This is a genomic window from Ruegeria sp. HKCCD8929 (assembly GCF_013031405.1).
Classification (GTDB): Bacteria; Pseudomonadota; Alphaproteobacteria; order Rhodobacterales; family Rhodobacteraceae; genus Ruegeria.
Map to the genome: position 1 here is coordinate 1 of NZ_WPZY01000059.1, position 14,867 is coordinate 14,867.

17 protein-coding genes are annotated in these 14,867 nt (G+C 57.2%); 5 read left to right on the top strand and 12 right to left on the bottom strand.

Annotated elements, in window-relative coordinates:
• The 9 genes from GOX53_RS27315 to GOX53_RS27355 form a co-directional block, all read right to left on the bottom strand.
• On the bottom strand, positions 1 to 420 hold a 420-nt coding region (locus tag GOX53_RS27315; protein WP_171182033.1), incomplete at its 3' end, for an IS6 family transposase.
• A gap of 151 nt (positions 421 to 571) precedes the next feature.
• Positions 572 to 1,228 carry an urease accessory protein UreG gene (gene ureG / locus GOX53_RS27320; protein WP_171182034.1) on the bottom strand — a complete coding sequence of 219 codons (657 nt, stop codon included), beginning with the start codon at positions 1,226 to 1,228 and terminating at the stop codon, positions 572 to 574.
• Positions 1,225 to 1,878: an urease accessory protein UreF gene (locus tag GOX53_RS27325; protein WP_171182035.1), complete on the bottom strand. Its 654-nt coding sequence runs from the start codon at positions 1,876 to 1,878 to the stop codon at positions 1,225 to 1,227. The genes ureG and GOX53_RS27325 overlap by 4 nt, the downstream gene beginning before the upstream one ends.
• Entirely contained in the window at positions 1,862 to 2,314 is a 453-nt protein-coding gene (locus GOX53_RS27330; protein WP_171182036.1) for an urease accessory protein UreE, read from the bottom strand. Before GOX53_RS27330 ends, GOX53_RS27325 begins: the two co-directional genes overlap by 17 nt.
• Before the next feature lie 18 nt (positions 2,315 to 2,332).
• Positions 2,333 to 4,042, bottom strand: coding sequence for an urease subunit alpha (gene ureC, locus GOX53_RS27335; protein WP_171182037.1), 1,710 nt, complete (start codon positions 4,040 to 4,042; stop codon positions 2,333 to 2,335).
• On the bottom strand, positions 4,042 to 4,347 hold the full coding sequence (locus GOX53_RS27340) for an urease subunit beta (protein WP_171182038.1): 306 nt from the start codon (positions 4,345 to 4,347) through the stop codon (positions 4,042 to 4,044). The genes ureC and GOX53_RS27340 overlap by 1 nt, the downstream gene beginning before the upstream one ends.
• The gene (locus tag GOX53_RS27345) at positions 4,344 to 4,505 is read right to left on the bottom strand and encodes a hypothetical protein (RefSeq protein ID WP_171182039.1); all 162 of its coding nucleotides are present in this window, start codon (positions 4,503 to 4,505) and stop codon (positions 4,344 to 4,346) included. Before GOX53_RS27345 ends, GOX53_RS27340 begins: the two co-directional genes overlap by 4 nt.
• Before the next feature lie 18 nt (positions 4,506 to 4,523).
• Complete coding sequence (locus GOX53_RS27350; protein WP_171182040.1) at positions 4,524 to 4,826, bottom strand: urease subunit gamma; 303 nt, start codon at positions 4,824 to 4,826, stop codon at positions 4,524 to 4,526.
• Between the two features lies 1 nt (position 4,827).
• Entirely contained in the window at positions 4,828 to 5,487 is a 660-nt protein-coding gene (locus tag GOX53_RS27355; protein WP_254446824.1) for an urease accessory protein UreD, read from the bottom strand.
• 554 nt (positions 5,488 to 6,041) lie between these two features.
• Between GOX53_RS27355 and urtA the strand changes: the two genes are divergently transcribed.
• The 5 genes from urtA to urtE are packed head-to-tail and all read left to right on the top strand — an operon-like array spanning position 6,042 to position 12,004.
• On the top strand, positions 6,042 to 7,322 hold the full coding sequence (urtA, locus tag GOX53_RS27360; RefSeq protein WP_171182042.1) for an urea ABC transporter substrate-binding protein: 1,281 nt from the start codon (positions 6,042 to 6,044) through the stop codon (positions 7,320 to 7,322).
• A 60-nt stretch (positions 7,323 to 7,382) separates the two neighbouring features.
• Positions 7,383 to 9,335, top strand: a complete 1,953-nt coding sequence (gene urtB / locus GOX53_RS27365; protein ID WP_171182043.1) for an urea ABC transporter permease subunit UrtB — start codon at positions 7,383 to 7,385, stop codon at positions 9,333 to 9,335.
• A 3-nt stretch (positions 9,336 to 9,338) separates the two neighbouring features.
• Positions 9,339 to 10,568 carry an urea ABC transporter permease subunit UrtC gene (gene urtC / locus GOX53_RS27370; RefSeq protein ID WP_171182044.1) on the top strand — a complete coding sequence of 410 codons (1,230 nt, stop codon included), beginning with the start codon at positions 9,339 to 9,341 and terminating at the stop codon, positions 10,566 to 10,568.
• Positions 10,565 to 11,305: an urea ABC transporter ATP-binding protein UrtD gene (gene urtD / locus GOX53_RS27375; RefSeq protein WP_171182045.1), complete on the top strand. Its 741-nt coding sequence runs from the start codon at positions 10,565 to 10,567 to the stop codon at positions 11,303 to 11,305. The genes urtC and urtD overlap by 4 nt, the downstream gene beginning before the upstream one ends.
• A 3-nt stretch (positions 11,306 to 11,308) precedes the next feature.
• Positions 11,309 to 12,004 (top strand): urea ABC transporter ATP-binding subunit UrtE, encoded by a 696-nt coding sequence (urtE, locus tag GOX53_RS27380; protein ID WP_171182046.1) that lies wholly within the window; start codon positions 11,309 to 11,311, stop codon positions 12,002 to 12,004.
• Between the two features lie 295 nt (positions 12,005 to 12,299).
• Here the strand turns inward: urtE and GOX53_RS27385 are convergent, their stop codons facing one another.
• The 3 genes from GOX53_RS27385 to GOX53_RS27395 form a co-directional block, all read right to left on the bottom strand.
• Entirely contained in the window at positions 12,300 to 12,932 is a 633-nt protein-coding gene (locus GOX53_RS27385; RefSeq protein WP_171182047.1) for a tyrosine-type recombinase/integrase, read from the bottom strand.
• Between the two features lie 151 nt (positions 12,933 to 13,083).
• Positions 13,084 to 13,677: an ASCH domain-containing protein gene (locus tag GOX53_RS27390; protein ID WP_171182048.1), complete on the bottom strand. Its 594-nt coding sequence runs from the start codon at positions 13,675 to 13,677 to the stop codon at positions 13,084 to 13,086.
• Between the two features lie 533 nt (positions 13,678 to 14,210).
• Positions 14,211 to 14,666 carry a GNAT family N-acetyltransferase gene (locus GOX53_RS27395; protein WP_254446826.1) on the bottom strand — a complete coding sequence of 152 codons (456 nt, stop codon included), beginning with the start codon at positions 14,664 to 14,666 and terminating at the stop codon, positions 14,211 to 14,213.
• Positions 14,667 to 14,867: the final 201 nt, after the last annotated feature.

Genomic DNA, 14,867 nt, shown 5'->3' on the forward strand with positions numbered 1-14,867 from the left:
GGCTGCGTTGCTACGGCTTTTGTCAATTGTGATCCGCTTTGGGATACCGTTGTGAAACAGCGCATTGGCGAAGAACCTCTTGGCTGCGGCAGCGTCTCGCTTCGCTGACAGCATGAAATCAAGGGTTTGACCGTCACGGTCGACAGCGCGGTACAAATTGACCCATTCACCGCGAACTTTCACATAGGTCTCGTCCATGCGCCAGGATTCAGCTGTCTTGCTTTTCCTTTTTTGCGCCATCTGAGCGACCTGAGGCGAGTACTTAATGACCCATCGGTTCAGCGTCGCATGATCAACCGTCACACCCCGCTCTGCCATGATCTCTTCGAGATCGCGGTACGAGACGCCGTAGCGAACGTAGAAATAGACCGCGAACAGGATCACCGATCGTGGGTAGTGAGCACCTTTGAAGTCGATCATTGAGCATTCCAAACATTGTCGCAGTCAAACCACCAGTTGGATCAAACAACACCAAGGTGCAACATACCGACCAAAGTTTGCGACAAATCCAATCTGACGACTGTTTGACGTGCACGTTAGACTTTTAAGAACGCCAGTGTTTTACTTGCCGTTAAAACGACTCAACTCCTGCAGGAAACTCATTTACTTGCGAAACCCTTAAACCCCCTAACTGAAACAACAAATCAACAATTGCGTCGACCCCTTTTCTGTGACGTAGCGACGAAAACAGAAAAGGCCGCCCCTTACGCATTCTCTGTGCGTCCTGTTCCATTACTTCCAGCGATGCACCAACATGAGGTGCCAGATCGGTTTTGTTGATTATCAAGATGTCTGATTTGGTAATTGCCGGGCCGCCCTTGCGGGGGATCTCCTCGCCTGCTGCGACATCAATCACATACAGTGTCAGGTCTGCCAGTTCCGGACTGAAAGTGGCTGACAGGTTGTCACCACCGCTTTCAATCAACACAACGTCCAGATCGGGATGGCGCGCCTGCATTTCGGCGACCGCAGCGAGGTTGATTGACGCATCCTCGCGGATCGCTGTGTGCGGGCAGCCGCCTGTTTCAACTCCGATGATCCGGTCCTGTGGAAGGACCTGCATGCGCATCAGCGCTTCGGCATCCTCTCGTGTGTAGATGTCGTTGGTGATGACTCCAACCGAGCAGACGTCGCGCAAGGCTTCGGAGAGTGCAGCAGTCAAAGTGGTCTTTCCTGCTCCAACCGGGCCACCAATACCTACGCGAAGGGGACCGTTTATACTGCTCATGTTCGGAAAATCCTTGAATATTGAGTTTCGTGTTTCATCGAGGCGACATCGGTCAGGAACGCGGTCGAGCCCAGGTCATCCAAACCAGCCTGTTGCGCCCTTTCCGCAATGCGTGCGCAGAGCGGCGTCAGAGCACGGATCAGTCTCTGAGCGTCGGTCTGGCCTAAGGTCACGAGGCGGGTTGCGCAGGCCACAAGGTTGCCCATGAACGCTTGCAGGAACATCTGCGTCGTCAACAAAAGCGGCAGGTTTCTCAACAGCGCTGCCCGCCCTACGACAACGGGATAGGTTAAGAGGCTCATGTCCAACCCCCAGACGTCTCCCGTCACAGATCCGAATGCTTGCCCCAGCAGGTGGGTTTCCATCGCCCGTTCGGACGAAGCGCAAAGGGCGCGCGCGATGGCATCGATATCAATCAACTCTTCCACTGAGCTTGCATTGAATGCCGCCGCAAGAAGCAAAGCATCATTCCAACCCGACCCATGTTCCAGCACGTCTGAGACCCAGGCCTTTGTGCTCTCTGAGTCGATGACCGATCCCTCTTCGATTGCGGCCTCTATCCCGTGGGAATAGGCGAACCCCCCCACCGGATATGCCGGAGACAACCACTGAGTCAGCGTCAGAATATCGGCATTAGTGGGAATGGCCATGAGTCCTGCCGTGTCCATAAGCCCCACCCTCCGGGGTAAAGGGCTCGACGACCTCGCGAATGTCTGCGCCCAGTTTAAGCAACATATCTCGGATGACATGATCACGCTGGATCAATAGTCTTTTGGGCTCGATCTGGCAGGGCGTATGCCGATTGCCGATATGCCAGGCCAACTGTAGTAGATTGTCCCCGCTGACCGCCAGCAGGTCTTCGGGGGCAGCAATGATTTCGATCTCACGTCCATCTTCCAGAACCAGAACACCGCCGTGGTCCAGTGATCTAGTCTGGGCCAGATCGACCAGAAAGGCCTCTCCGTCATCTGTTGCCAGCATCTTGCGGCGCAGGAAGCGGCCGTCATAGTCCAGTGAGACTTGCGCATGTATTTGTGCATGATGGTGATCGTGGTAGATGCGAGCGGTCTTTATCGCGGTCGTCATCGGGGCCTCCTTCTTGTCTCAGAACATGAAATAGCGCTGCGCCATCGGCAGCACTTCGGCAGGTTGGCAGGTCAGCAATTCACCATCGGCCCGGACTTCGTAGGTTTCCGGGTCGACTTCGACATGCGGGGTGGCGGTGTTCAGTAGCAGATCCTGCTTGCCGATCTCACGCGTATTGCGTGCGGCGACAGTCTGCTTGGCCAGCCCCAGTTTATCACCAATCCCGTCCGCCTGCGCAGCCTCGGATACAAAAGTGATTGCAGAGTGTTCGACCGAGCGCCCGTAGGCTCCGAACATCGGGCGGCTGTAAACCGGCTGTGGCGTCGGGATCGAAGCGTTGGGATCGCCCATCTGAGCACAGGCGATGGTGCCGCCCAGCAGAACCATCTCGGGCTTCACGCCGAAGAAGGCGGGGTTCCACAGAACCAGATCGGCGCGCTTGCCCTCGTCAATGCTGCCAATTTCATGGCTAAGCCCGTGCGCGATGGCCGGGTTGATCGTGTATTTTGCGATATAGCGGCGGACACGCAAGTTATCGTTGTCCCCGGTTTCCTCGGACAAACGACCCCGCTGCTTTTTCATCTTGTCAGCGGTTTGCCAGGTGCGGATCAGAACCTCGCCCACCCGCCCCATGGCCTGACTGTCGGACGCGATGATGCTGAACGCACCCATGTCGTGCAGGATATCTTCGGCGGCAATCGTCTCGCGCCGGATGCGGCTTTCGGCAAAGGCGACGTCTTCGGGGATCGATTTGTCGAGGTGGTGGCAGACCATCAACATGTCGAGATGCTCTTCAACCGTGTTCACTGTGAAAGGCCGGGTTGGGTTGGTCGACGACGGCAGAACGTGGTTTTCACCGCAGATCTTGATGATGTCGGGCGCGTGCCCGCCGCCTGCGCCTTCGGTGTGGAAGGCGTGGATTGTGCGGCCCTTCATGGCGGCCACCGTGTTTTCGACAAATCCGGATTCGTTCAGCGTATCGGTATGGATCATCACCTGCACGTCCATCGCATCGGCGACCGAAAGGCAGCAGTCGATGGCGGCCGGGGTGGTGCCCCAATCTTCGTGCAACTTCAGCGCGCAGGCCCCGGCTTTGACCTGTTCTTCCAATGCGGCGGGCAGCGAGGCGTTACCTTTGCCAGCGAAAGCGAGGTTCATCGGAAAAGCATCCGCCGCCTGCAGCATCCGTCCGATATGCCAGGGTCCGGGGGTGCAGGTGGTGGCCAGCGTGCCATGAGCCGGGCCGGTGCCGCCACCCAACATGGTGGTCAGGCCGGAATGCAACGCATCCTCGATCTGCTGCGGGCAGATGAAGTGGATATGGCTGTCAAACCCGCCCGCAGTCAGGATGCGACCTTCGCCAGCAATGGCCTCGGTACCCGGACCAATGATGATGTCGACACCCGGCTGTATATCCGGGTTGCCAGCCTTGCCGATCTTGGCGATACGGCCGTCCCTCAGGCCCACATCCGCCTTGTAAATCCCGGCGTGATCCAAGATCAGCGCATTGGTGATGACCGTATCCATCGCCCCTGCTGTGCGCGTGACCTGAGATTGCCCCATCCCGTCGCGGATCACCTTGCCACCACCGAACTTGACCTCTTCGCCATAGGTGGTCAGGTCGCGTTCGACCTCGATGATCAACTCAGTGTCAGCCAGCCGCAGCTTGTCGCCGGTGGTCGGGCCAAACATCGCTGTGTAGTCGGAGCGTTCGATTTGTGCCGGCATCAGAGCGCCCCCATGACCTTTTGATTGAACCCATAGACCTTGCGCGCCCCGCCGATTGGGATCAGCGTGACTTCGCGGCTTTGCCCCGGCTCAAAGCGCACAGCAGTGCCCGGCGCGATGTCCAGCCTCAAGCCGTGTGCGGCGGCGCGATCGAAATCAAGCGCTGCATTGGTTTCAGCAAAATGGTAGTGCGAACCAACCTGAACAGGGCGATCTCCTGTGTTCGAGACCATCAGAGCCGTCGTGGCCGCGTCTGAGTTCAGAGTGATCTGACCTGCAGCAGGGAAAAGCTCGCCGGGGATCATTTTGGCAGCTTCGAGATCAGAACAGACGCGACCAACACAATCACGGCAAGGCCAAGGCCCAGCGTGGCATAGTCGGTTCCGTGAGCGTGAACATGGGTATCCGAATGGGCCATGGCCGGACCGGACAGAACAATGGCGGGAAGCAGCATGCGGTTCATGGGAAACTCCTTTGCGGGTTAGCGAATAGGATTATGGACGGTGACGAGCTTGGTCCCGTCCGGAAAGGTGGCCTCGACCTGAACCTCGTGGATCATCTCGGGCACGCCTTCCATACATTGTTCGCGTGTGATGACTTCGGCTCCGGCCTGCATCATGTCCGCAACCGAGCGCCCATCTCGCGCGCCTTCGACCACTGCGTCGGTGATCATTGCAATCGCCTCGGGATGGTTCAGTTTGACGCCGCGCGCCAACCGCTTGCGGGCGACTTCGGCAGCCATGGCGACCATCAGTTTGTCTTTTTCACGAGGTGTCAGGTTCATGTCAGAGCATCCAGCATCGGGGTAAAGTGTCATCGTTCAATCGGCGCAGAACCGGCATCAATGCGCGACGAAGGGCAAAGCTGTTTTCGCTCAGCATCCGAATGACCAACAGGTCGTTTTGGATCAGGCTGGCTCCGGCAGTGTCGGGCAGCAGCTTTCTGACTGGATCCAGTTGGCCCTCAGCTATGGCCGATACAAAAACAATCAGCGCCATCGCGCCTGCGCCTTTAGCAATATGAGGTTTGGAAAGGTGGGCTTGCATATCACCGGAAAACCGCATGGCATCCAGGAAAACGGGCGAGCCGTCGCGCCGAATCTCGATCCGGTCGCGAAGGCGGATATCGGTCAGTGTCTCTCCCATAGCCGCGCGCCCAAAGACCAATGGTTCGACCAAAAGCGTCGTCGTGTTCGGCGCCATGTCGATCAGCAGACGACGGTCCAACGCGCTGCCGTTGAACAGAATGGTCTCTTGCGGAAGCCAATTCAGCCTGGCGCCCGGCTCGACAGTCAGATGGTTGATGACCTGACCGCATGGACCTGGTTGCGCTTTGTACACGCGCTCGCAGGCCTGTGTTGTCACGGTCAGCGCGGTGCCTGCGGTTGCTTTACCTGTGAACCGGAACGAGTCGCCGCCAGTTACGCCGCCAGCCGTGTTTAGCAAGACCGCGTTTAGTCCGTGTGTCGTGGCACGAGGAAACAGGCACTTAAGCGATCCAGATTGTCGAAGGCTGTCCAGAACCGACCTATCGCCCAATTTCTTGGTGCTTAGGGTAACAGCGCCCTTCGCGCGCGGCGGCGTCGCGCCCTGCTTGGGCAATATGGCGGCAAATTGGGTAATGGGGCACTCGCAGAATGTTGTTTCGTGCCACTTGTTTCCTCGCTAGGGCGTCGAAAAACTATTCCGCTATGCCGCAAGCGGGCAATATTCCAAAGCGCGTGACCAATTTTTAAACACGGACCCGAGCTGTAGGTTAAAAATTAAGCAGGCACAGCCGATTTCCGGAAATGCTACACTGGTTGGTTGCTTAGTTCGCTGCGATGCAGAATTCGTGTGGGTGCCCATAGCGGAGAGAAATCCCGGGGTGTGTGACGGCTGCGCGAATTGGACCTCGAACACAACCGCCACACGGAACGCAACAACAGTTGCGGGGATCAGGTAGTAGAAGAGTGCGCCTCTGCGCAAGCCCTCTCTCCCGGCCCCGCCAGGAGGATTACATGACATCTTTCAAATCCACGCTCGCCAGTTCGGTTGTATTTGCCGCCGTGGCCACCACAGTGCTGTCCGCGGAAGATACCATCAAGGTTGGCGTTCTGCACTCGCTGTCAGGGACGATGGCGATCTCGGAAACCACGCTGAAAGACACCATGCTGATGCTGATCGACCAGCAGAACGCCAAGGGCGGCCTACTGGGTAAACAGCTTGAGGCCGTTGTGGTCGACCCAGCCTCGGACTGGCCGCTGTTCGCCGAAAAAGCGCGTGAGTTGCTGACAGTGCACGAGGTGGATGTGATCTTCGGCAACTGGACATCCGTCAGCCGGAAATCGGTTCTGCCAGTCATCGAAGAACTGAACGGCTTGCTGTTCTACCCGGTTCAATATGAGGGCGAAGAGTCCTCGAAAAACGTCTTCTACACCGGCGCTGCCCCGAACCAGCAGGCGATCCCTGCGACCGACTATTTCCTGGAGGAACTGGGGGTCGAGAAATTTGCTCTGCTCGGCACGGACTATGTCTACCCCAGAACCACCAACAATATCCTGGAAAGCTATCTGAAGCAGAAGGGCATCGCGGAAGAAGATATCTTTGTGAACTACACGCCGTTTGGTCATTCCGATTGGTCCAAGATCGTGGCTGACGTTGTTGCATTGGGTGCCGACGGTAAGAAGGTCGGCGTGATCTCGACCATCAACGGCGACGCCAACATAGGTTTCTACAAGGAACTGGCGGCAGCTGGCGTTTCGGCGGATGACATTCCTGTCGTGGCCTTCTCGGTTGGCGAAGAAGAGTTGTCCGGTCTGGACACCACCAACCTCATTGGCCACTTGGCAGCGTGGAACTATTTCCAGTCGGCTGATACCGAAGCCAACGCTGAATTCGTTGAGACATGGAAAGCGACCATGGGCGACGAGCGCGTAACAAACGACCCAATGGAGGCCCACTACATCGGCTTCAACATGTGGGTAAACGCTGCAACCGAGGCTGGTTCTACCGAAGTCGACGCTGTGCGCGCTGCTATGTACGGGCAGGAATTCCCGAACCTGACCGGCGGTACCGCGGTAATGCTGCCGAACCACCACTTGGCCAAGCCGGTTTTGATCGGTGAGATTCAGGACGACGGCCAGTTCGACATTATCAGTGAAACCGACGTTGTGCCGGGTGACGCCTGGACCGATTTCCTGCCGGAATCCGCGGTACTGAAATCGGATTGGAAGGATCTGGGCTGCGGTATGTACAACACCGAGACCGAGACCTGCGTTCAGACCCTGTCGAACTACTAAGTCCCTTGCAAGGCGGGCCTCATCGCCCGCCTTGCACAAAAGACACTCGGGTTTCATCACATGCTACGACTTTTCTTTGCGGGCCTCGCAATCCTGTGCGCCTGCCTGACCGCCAACGCGCAGGAGACCGGTCTGCAACCGATCCTGCAAGAGCATCAGGAGATCATCGCAAAAAGCTCGCGCAAGACGATCAAACCGGCGATTGATGCGATTGCGGCCAGCGGCTTGCCACAGGCTCAGGTGATGCTTGAGACATGGGCCGCCAAGGACATGTGGATGCGCAAATCGGATGGTCTGTTCTTTGCGGGGAAAAAGATTGAGGGGCGGTCGTACGAACTGACCGATTTCGATACCAGTGAGGTCGTCGGCACCTTCGAGAAGTCCGACCTGAAACAGCTCAAACCCAATAGCGGCGTCCGCGCGATGATCGGTACTGCGTTGGTCCAATTCCAGCTGACCGACCCGAACCGGGCAAAACGTCTGGAGGCGCTGAAATCAATCCAACGCGATCCTGATGGTGCTTTGCTTGTTCCCGTGCGCGCATCCATCGACAATGAACCCGACGCATATCTGAAAGCCCAGAAACAACGGCTCGAGCGGCTGCTAACCATTGGCTATGACGAAGACATTGCCGCACGTGTGGCCGCGATTGAGGAGATGTCTGACGATCTGGGTGTTGATGTTCGCGCAGCGCTGAACCCCTTGGTTGTGACCACTCGGAAGGCCGCAACCGAACTACCTTCGGATGTCAATGTTGCGCTTGTTTTAGAGCCCGGTTCGGACACCTTGCCACGGGCCGAGGCTTATGACCTGCTGGTCGCTAACGATCTGGCTGGGTCGCGTATGTCGCCGGGCGACATCCGCACCGCACTGGCGGCCAATATCGATGGTGGCCGAGTCGCTGGCACTCCGGTTGCACAGCTGAACACAGATGCAGGTCGCACAGAGGCATACAACGCTCTGGCTGAAGCAGGCAGCGTCCCTGCCTTGGTGACAGAGGCCGATATAGACGCAGCTTTGGGCGCGCACGTATTCTTTGAAACCTACACCGAGCCGTCCGCCGAAGTCACCGCCGCTGCTGAAAAGGCACTGGAGGAGATCGAGCTGAAAGTGGGGCTGAACCAAATGCTAGACCTGATGCTGGATGCGATCTCGCTGGGCTCGATCTATTTCCTTGCCGCCATCGGTCTAGCGATCACCTTCGGCGTGATGGGCGTGATCAACATGGCCCACGGCGAGTTCATCATGATGGGCGCCTACACCGGTTACGTGGTGCAGCAATTCGTCCCCGATCATACGCTCTCGATCATCGTCGCAATCCCGATGGCCTTTGTGGTCACCTTCGCCATGGGCGTCGCGATGGAGCGGCTGGTGATCCGCTGGCTCTACGCCCGCCCGCTAGAGACGCTGCTGGCGACCTTTGGCATCTCAATCGCCCTACAACAGCTAGCCAAGAACATCTTCGGTACACAGGCGCGGCCACTCACTGCGCCCGGCTGGCTGGACGGGGCGTGGGTGCTGAACGACGTGGTCTCGATCAGCTACATCCGCATCGCAATCTTCGTGCTGGCGCTGACTTTCTTGGGGCTGTTCCTCTACATCATTAAGCGCTCGCGGCTGGGGCTTGAGATGCGCGCTGTGACGCAGAACCCCCGTATGGCCGGGTCGATGGGGATCAACCCGGGACGGGTGAACATGCTGACCTTTGGGCTGGGCTCAGGCATCGCCGGGATCGCCGGTGTTGCCATCGGATTGTTTGCCAAGGTCACATCCGATCTGGGCAGTGACTACATCGTGCAAAGCTTCATGACCGTGGTGGTTGGCGGCGTGGGCAACATCTGGGGCGCGCTGGCCGGGGCCGGGATGATCGGCTTTCTGCAGAAAGGGATCGAGTGGATGAACCCCTCCAACACCCTCGCGGCCCAAACCTACATGATCGCCTTCATCATCATTTTCATTCAGTTCCGGCCACGGGGCATCATCGCCCTCAAGGGCCGCGCGGCGGGGGATTGAGCCATGGAACGCAGCTTTGTCGCCAAGAACCCCTCGGTGCTGGTCTTTCTGGCCATACTGTCGCTGTTTACCATCGCCGTCACTCTTCTGTCCGAAGGGTTCGGGATCGGAGTCATCTCGACCAGTTTCGTCAAGACGCTGGGCAAAACCTTGTGCCTGTGCCTGATCGCGGTGGCGATGGATCTGGTCTGGGGCTTCACCGGTATCCTGTCACTGGGCCACTTCGCCTTTTTCGGACTGGGGGGCTACATGATCGGCATGTGGCTGATGTACGAACGCACGCGGCTGATCGTGGTCGAGTCCCTGTCACAGGCTGAAATCCCACCAACCTCAACCGAGGTGGTGGACGCCATCGGTACTCAAATCTTCGGTGTCGTCGGGTCTTCAGAATTTCCGCTCGTCTGGGTGTTCTCGGACAGTCTGGTTCTACAACTGGCCCTGGTGGTGCTCGTGCCAGGCCTGCTGGCGCTGATCTTCGGCTGGCTGGCGTTCCGCAGCCGGGTCGCCGGTGTTTACCTGTCGATACTGACGCAGGCGATGACACTGGCGTTGGCGCTTTATCTTTTTCAGAACGACAGCGGGCTTCGCGGCAACAACGGCCTGTCCGGCTTGCAAAACCTACCCGGTATCACGGCATCACAAGACGTGGTTTCGATCTGGTTCCTCTGGGCCTCGGCCTTTGCACTGGGCATGGGATACATGCTTGCGGCTTGGATAGTGTCAGGCAAGTTCGGTTCGGTCATCCGAGGTATCCGCGACAACGAAGCCCGTGTGCGGTTCCTTGGCTATTCGGTCGAAGTCTACAAGCTTGCGGTATTCACCGTGACTGCCTGCATCGCGGCCATCGCCGGCGCGCTCTATTATCCTCAGGCGGGCATCATCAACCCCGAAGAGATGGCTCCCATCGCCTCAATCTATCTGGCCGTCTGGGTCGCTATCGGGGGGCGTGGGCGTCTGTACGGCGCTGTAATCGGCGCGGCATTTGTCAGCCTCCTGAGCACGTGGTTCACCGGCGGTCAGGCACCGGATATTTCACTGGGGTTCTATACGATCAAATGGGTCGACTGGTGGCAGGTTTTGCTGGGTGTGTCCTTCGTACTGGTTACGCTGTTCGCCCCTCAGGGAATCGGAGGGCTTTTTGATCTATGGACCAACCGGCGCCCGCCGAATCGCCACGGCGCAAACCTCGGCCCAGACGATGGATCCCTGCGCGAAAAGGAGGCCACGGAATGAGCACTCTGCTTGAGGTCAGCGGCGTATCAGTGACATTCGACGGGTTCCGCGCAATCAACAACCTGTCTTTCCGAATTGGAGAGGCGGAATTGCGCGCCGTGATCGGGCCGAACGGAGCGGGCAAGACAACATTCATGGACATCATCACCGGCAAAACCCGCCCGGGCGAAGGACGGGTAATCTGGGGCGAGAAATCCGTATCCCTTCTGCACATGAGCGAGGCCAAAATCGCGCAGGAGGGGATCGGGCGGAAGTTTCAGAAGCCAACTGTATTTGAAGACCAGAGCGTGCAGGAAAACCTGCTGATGGCGCTGAAGAACAATCGGCGCTGGCTAGGTGTGCTTTGCTACCGTCCCACTGCAGGTGATCTGCAAAATGTCGAAGACCTGGCTGCCGAGATTGGCTTGCAACGGGAACTGAGCCGCAAGTCGGGAGAGTTGAGCCACGGACAAAAACAGTGGCTGGAAATCGGTATGCTGCTCGCTCAGGAGCCGCGCCTGCTGTTGGTGGATGAACCCGCCGCGGGCATGACCCCGCAGGAGCGGGAGCACACCACCGACTTGCTGGTGCAGGCCGCCAAAACCCGCGCGGTGGTGGTCGTTGAACACGACATGGAGTTCGTCCGGCGTCTGAATTGCAAAGTCACGGTTCTGCATGAAGGGTCAGTTCTGGCCGAAGGCAGCCTTGATCACGTGACATCAAATCAAGACGTCATCGACGTCTACCTGGGGCGCTAGACAATGCTTAAGTTGACCGATCTGACTCTGCACTATGGGCATTCGCAAATCCTCAACGGCATCTCGATGGAGGCCAAACAGGGCGAGGTGACTTGCGTGATGGGTACCAACGGTGTCGGAAAGACTAGCCTGATGAAGGCAATCTCAGGTACGCACCCGCGCTCAGGCGGAAAACTGGAGCTGAATGGAGAGCAAATGGGCATCTTTTCGGCACACCGAATGGCGTGGAAGGGTGTGGCCTATGTCCCCCAGGGTCGCGAAATCTTTCCGTTGCTGACCGTTCGCGAAAATCTGGAAACGGGTTTTTCCTGTCTGCCTGGCAACGAACACTCCGTACCGGAAGAGATTTTTGATCTGTTCCCGGTGCTGAAACAAATGCAGAATCGCCGCGGAGGCGACCTCTCAGGTGGCCAGCAGCAACAACTGGCCATCGCACGAGCGCTGATCACAAAGCCACGGCTGCTTCTTCTGGACGAGCCCACCGAAGGCATCCAGCCGAACATCATTCAGCAGATCGGGGAAGTTATTCGGCATCTCAACACCTCGGGCAGGATGGCGATAGTACTGGTCGAGCAGTATTTCGATTTCGCTTATGACCTTGCCGACAGGATTGTGGTGTTGAGACGCGGAGAAGTCTTGATCAACGACGCGAAAGAAGAGCTGTCGCGGGATCAAGTGCTTCAGGGGGTAACTGTCTAGCGTTGACCGAAGACCTCGATCTTCGAAACACGTAGGTGCAAAACACAACTCGTTCTTTGCTAAAGACCGAGAAGCGAGGAATCCGCTCGAAACCAGCGACCAGCATGAGTGTTCACCCAACAAGTTGCCGCGGTGTTATGGCGCAGCCGCGACAGATGTCTGCTGTACTGCACTAGCCAAGGGTTGCGTCGTTTTGAACCGACATCCGGGTTGGGCTCGATTCGAACCACTGGTGCTGCGCGAAGGTAGGTGCGATCTGAGCCGGCGAACGGCAAGTGCCGCCCGCCAACGTGGTTCAAATGTCGATTTGTTCGGCGATGCTCAGCGCGTCTTCAAGTTCGACGCCAAGGTATCTGACGGTGCTGTCAACCTTTGCATGTCCGAGCAGTAGTTGAACCGCTCTGAGATTTCCGGTTTTTCGGTAAATCTCCGCTGCTTTGGTCCGGCGCAGCGAATGGGTGCCGTATCCGCTGGGTTCCAGCCCAATCGCTGTGACCCAATCACGAACAAGTCGACCATATTGTCGCGTTGAGATATGGGGTCGGTCATGGAAACGGCTGGGAAACATAAAGCGGCAGCCGATCATTTCGGGCGACTTGATCCAAGCGGAAACGGTATCCCGCGTGTTTTCAGTCAGTTCGAACTGAACCGGTCGCTTGGTTTTGCTCTGGATCACCGAAACCCGTTCGCGAACGCGATCATCCTTGACCAGGTCGGTCACGGTAAGTTTCACCAGATCGCAGCCACGCAGTTTGCTATCGATGGCGACATTGAATAATGCCACATCGCGCAGATTTCCTGCGAGTTCGAGCCGTGCACGGATCGCCCAGACCTGTTTCGGAAGCAGCGGTCGTTTCTGACCGATTACCCGGCCCTTGTTCCAGGCTCTGCGCTTCGGAGTGATGGCGGGAAGTTGGACTCTTGGCATGATTTGCCCTCCAATCCTCCCGCCAGGCCCAGACATCAGCACTACACTGACTGCCTCAGTTTACTGACGGTTTGAATGGCAGTTGCCGGAAGGCATTTTCATTCGGAAACGCCGCAGAAGCATTGGGCAGGTTCGAGCCCAAACACGACGTTTAGTCGGCGTCCATTGTTCTGGCGAAAAGGAGCACACGTCGGCCACGCGCCGACAGCCTGTAACCGGTTTGCATGCTTTCTGTTAGTCCCAACTCTTTGAGTTTGCGGACATGGTTCTTGAGTTTCGGCCTTTCCAACCCAATCTCATCAGCAAGGTCTTGCGCTCGCCGTTCAGGCCACTGCTCGATCCATTTCAGGACCGTCACAGAAAGGTCCTGAACCGGTGCCATCTTGCCAATCCGTTTGATCCTTCTGACGATCTCAGCGCACTCCGCATCAGAAATATCGTCATCCTTTCGGAGTTGTTCCCTTCGATCATCACCTTGATACCGAAGCGAAATTCTGAACACGTCGCCACCCGACCTTTGCGATAGTTCAGCTTGCAGTCCTTGAATACTCTCGTACCCCGCCCGACGAGCATCTTCGTTTGTTATGGAACTCATCAAGACAATGGAGACGTCTTGAATCGCCAGCTCTCCGACCGCAGTACGTAGTTGGCCACCCGACTTTACCGTCGGGCGCTTCCACCGCCGGAACGCGAGATCGATTTCTCCACTCACAATCCTGTCGAGAATGGCGCGCTTGATAAGCATGTCCGCAAGTTAATCAATCGCCATACCCTTAACAACAATGGTCGCTCCGTCCCGCGTTCTGTTCCTCGACCGATTGATCTTCGCTACGATCAGCGCCAATGGCCGCTTTTGCCGCTGCGGAACAGCGGGTGACTTTATGCTTTTGCAGTATCTCTCGTGCTGCGAGCGCGCGCAGCGAGAAAACTCAAGGTACATGATGGGCTCTTTGCCACCACTCTCTGCGGCGAGTGTCAACAGGTCCTTGGAGCCCCTACCAGACCTTCATCGGTGGCGCGAGCAATCGCACGTGCAGCAAGTCGCGAACGGCGCAGTTAGGACATTCAGTTCCGCTCAGTGAAGGGGGAAGGCGCGGACAAAGCAACCGTCGGCATCGCGTAGACGAATGTCTGCTCCATGCTGATGCTTCAACGGATGGTCGAAACAAATCGGGCAAACTTCACTGCCGGTGTTTGGTATTGCAAGGTCTTTCTCGAGCGCTCGTTGTACTGCCTGACGACTGTGCTTCGTGCCTTCCCTCCGTTTTCCAGAAGTTGCTATTGGAGCGGCTTTCTCATCAAGACAAATGGTCCTTCCGGGTATGATTGCAATTCCACAAATTCATAGCCGAGAGCCAAATAGAATTCCCGCGCGGTCAGTGAGGAATGAAGCATCAATTCCGGGATTGCTTTTTGTCGCGCCTTCTCTTCAATTCTTGCAACCAGCATTTTGCCCAACCCTCGCCCCTGATACTCAGGGCCCACGAACATCGAACGCAGATAGTCATCTCTCAGCCCCACCGTTCCAACAAGTTCGGTGCCCATGAAGCAAAGAAGAATTAGCTCATTTTCAATTCTTTCTGCGACCGGCTCCGGCTCAAAAATCGCGCACAACATGTCGATCGACTTTTGATCGTAGTCCATCGAATTCGAAACGCGAATTGTGCGCCGGATCAGCCCACTGAGCGGAACTACATCGGCAACGGTTGCCTGTCGGATTTTGAGCGACTTCATCACGGCAAGCCTATCCCGGGACATGCGACATCGAAGAACTGGCAGATATGGCGAAAGCGGGCTGGAAGCATTTGGACTTCTCTATGTCTTTCACAAAGGGAAGCGGGTTCACAAACTTCATGGTGTGTCCTGCCGGAATTATCGGAGAGCTATGCCCGAAAGTTGGTGACGGTGTGATCAGGCGGCATGGTGAAGTTGCTT

Bases quoted from the DNA above. Each gene is read 5' to 3' on its own strand.
- urtC (WP_171182044.1), top strand. From the start codon at position 9,339: ATGGAACGCAGCTTTGTCGCCAAGAACCCCTCGGTGCTGGTCTTTCTG.
- GOX53_RS27385 (WP_171182047.1), bottom strand. From the start codon at position 12,932: ATGCCAAGAGTCCAACTTCCCGCCATCACTCCGAAGCGCAGAGCCTGG.
- GOX53_RS27340 (WP_171182038.1), bottom strand. From the start codon at position 4,347: ATGATCCCCGGCGAGCTTTTCCCTGCTGCAGGTCAGATCACTCTGAAC.
- GOX53_RS27330 (WP_171182036.1), bottom strand. From the start codon at position 2,314: ATGACGACCGCGATAAAGACCGCTCGCATCTACCACGATCACCATCAT.
- GOX53_RS27350 (WP_171182040.1), bottom strand. From the start codon at position 4,826: ATGAACCTGACACCTCGTGAAAAAGACAAACTGATGGTCGCCATGGCT.
- urtB (WP_171182043.1), top strand. From the start codon at position 7,383: ATGCTACGACTTTTCTTTGCGGGCCTCGCAATCCTGTGCGCCTGCCTG.
- GOX53_RS27325 (WP_171182035.1), bottom strand. From the start codon at position 1,878: ATGGCCATTCCCACTAATGCCGATATTCTGACGCTGACTCAGTGGTTG.
- GOX53_RS27390 (WP_171182048.1), bottom strand. From the start codon at position 13,677: ATGCTTATCAAGCGCGCCATTCTCGACAGGATTGTGAGTGGAGAAATC.
- urtE (WP_171182046.1), top strand. From the start codon at position 11,309: ATGCTTAAGTTGACCGATCTGACTCTGCACTATGGGCATTCGCAAATC.
- urtA (WP_171182042.1), top strand. From the start codon at position 6,042: ATGACATCTTTCAAATCCACGCTCGCCAGTTCGGTTGTATTTGCCGCC.
- urtD (WP_171182045.1), top strand. From the start codon at position 10,565: ATGAGCACTCTGCTTGAGGTCAGCGGCGTATCAGTGACATTCGACGGG.
- ureG (WP_171182034.1), bottom strand. From the start codon at position 1,228: ATGAGCAGTATAAACGGTCCCCTTCGCGTAGGTATTGGTGGCCCGGTT.
- ureC (WP_171182037.1), bottom strand. From the start codon at position 4,042: ATGCCGGCACAAATCGAACGCTCCGACTACACAGCGATGTTTGGCCCG.
- GOX53_RS27345 (WP_171182039.1), bottom strand. From the start codon at position 4,505: ATGAACCGCATGCTGCTTCCCGCCATTGTTCTGTCCGGTCCGGCCATG.
- GOX53_RS27395 (WP_254446826.1), bottom strand. From the start codon at position 14,666: ATGAAGTCGCTCAAAATCCGACAGGCAACCGTTGCCGATGTAGTTCCG.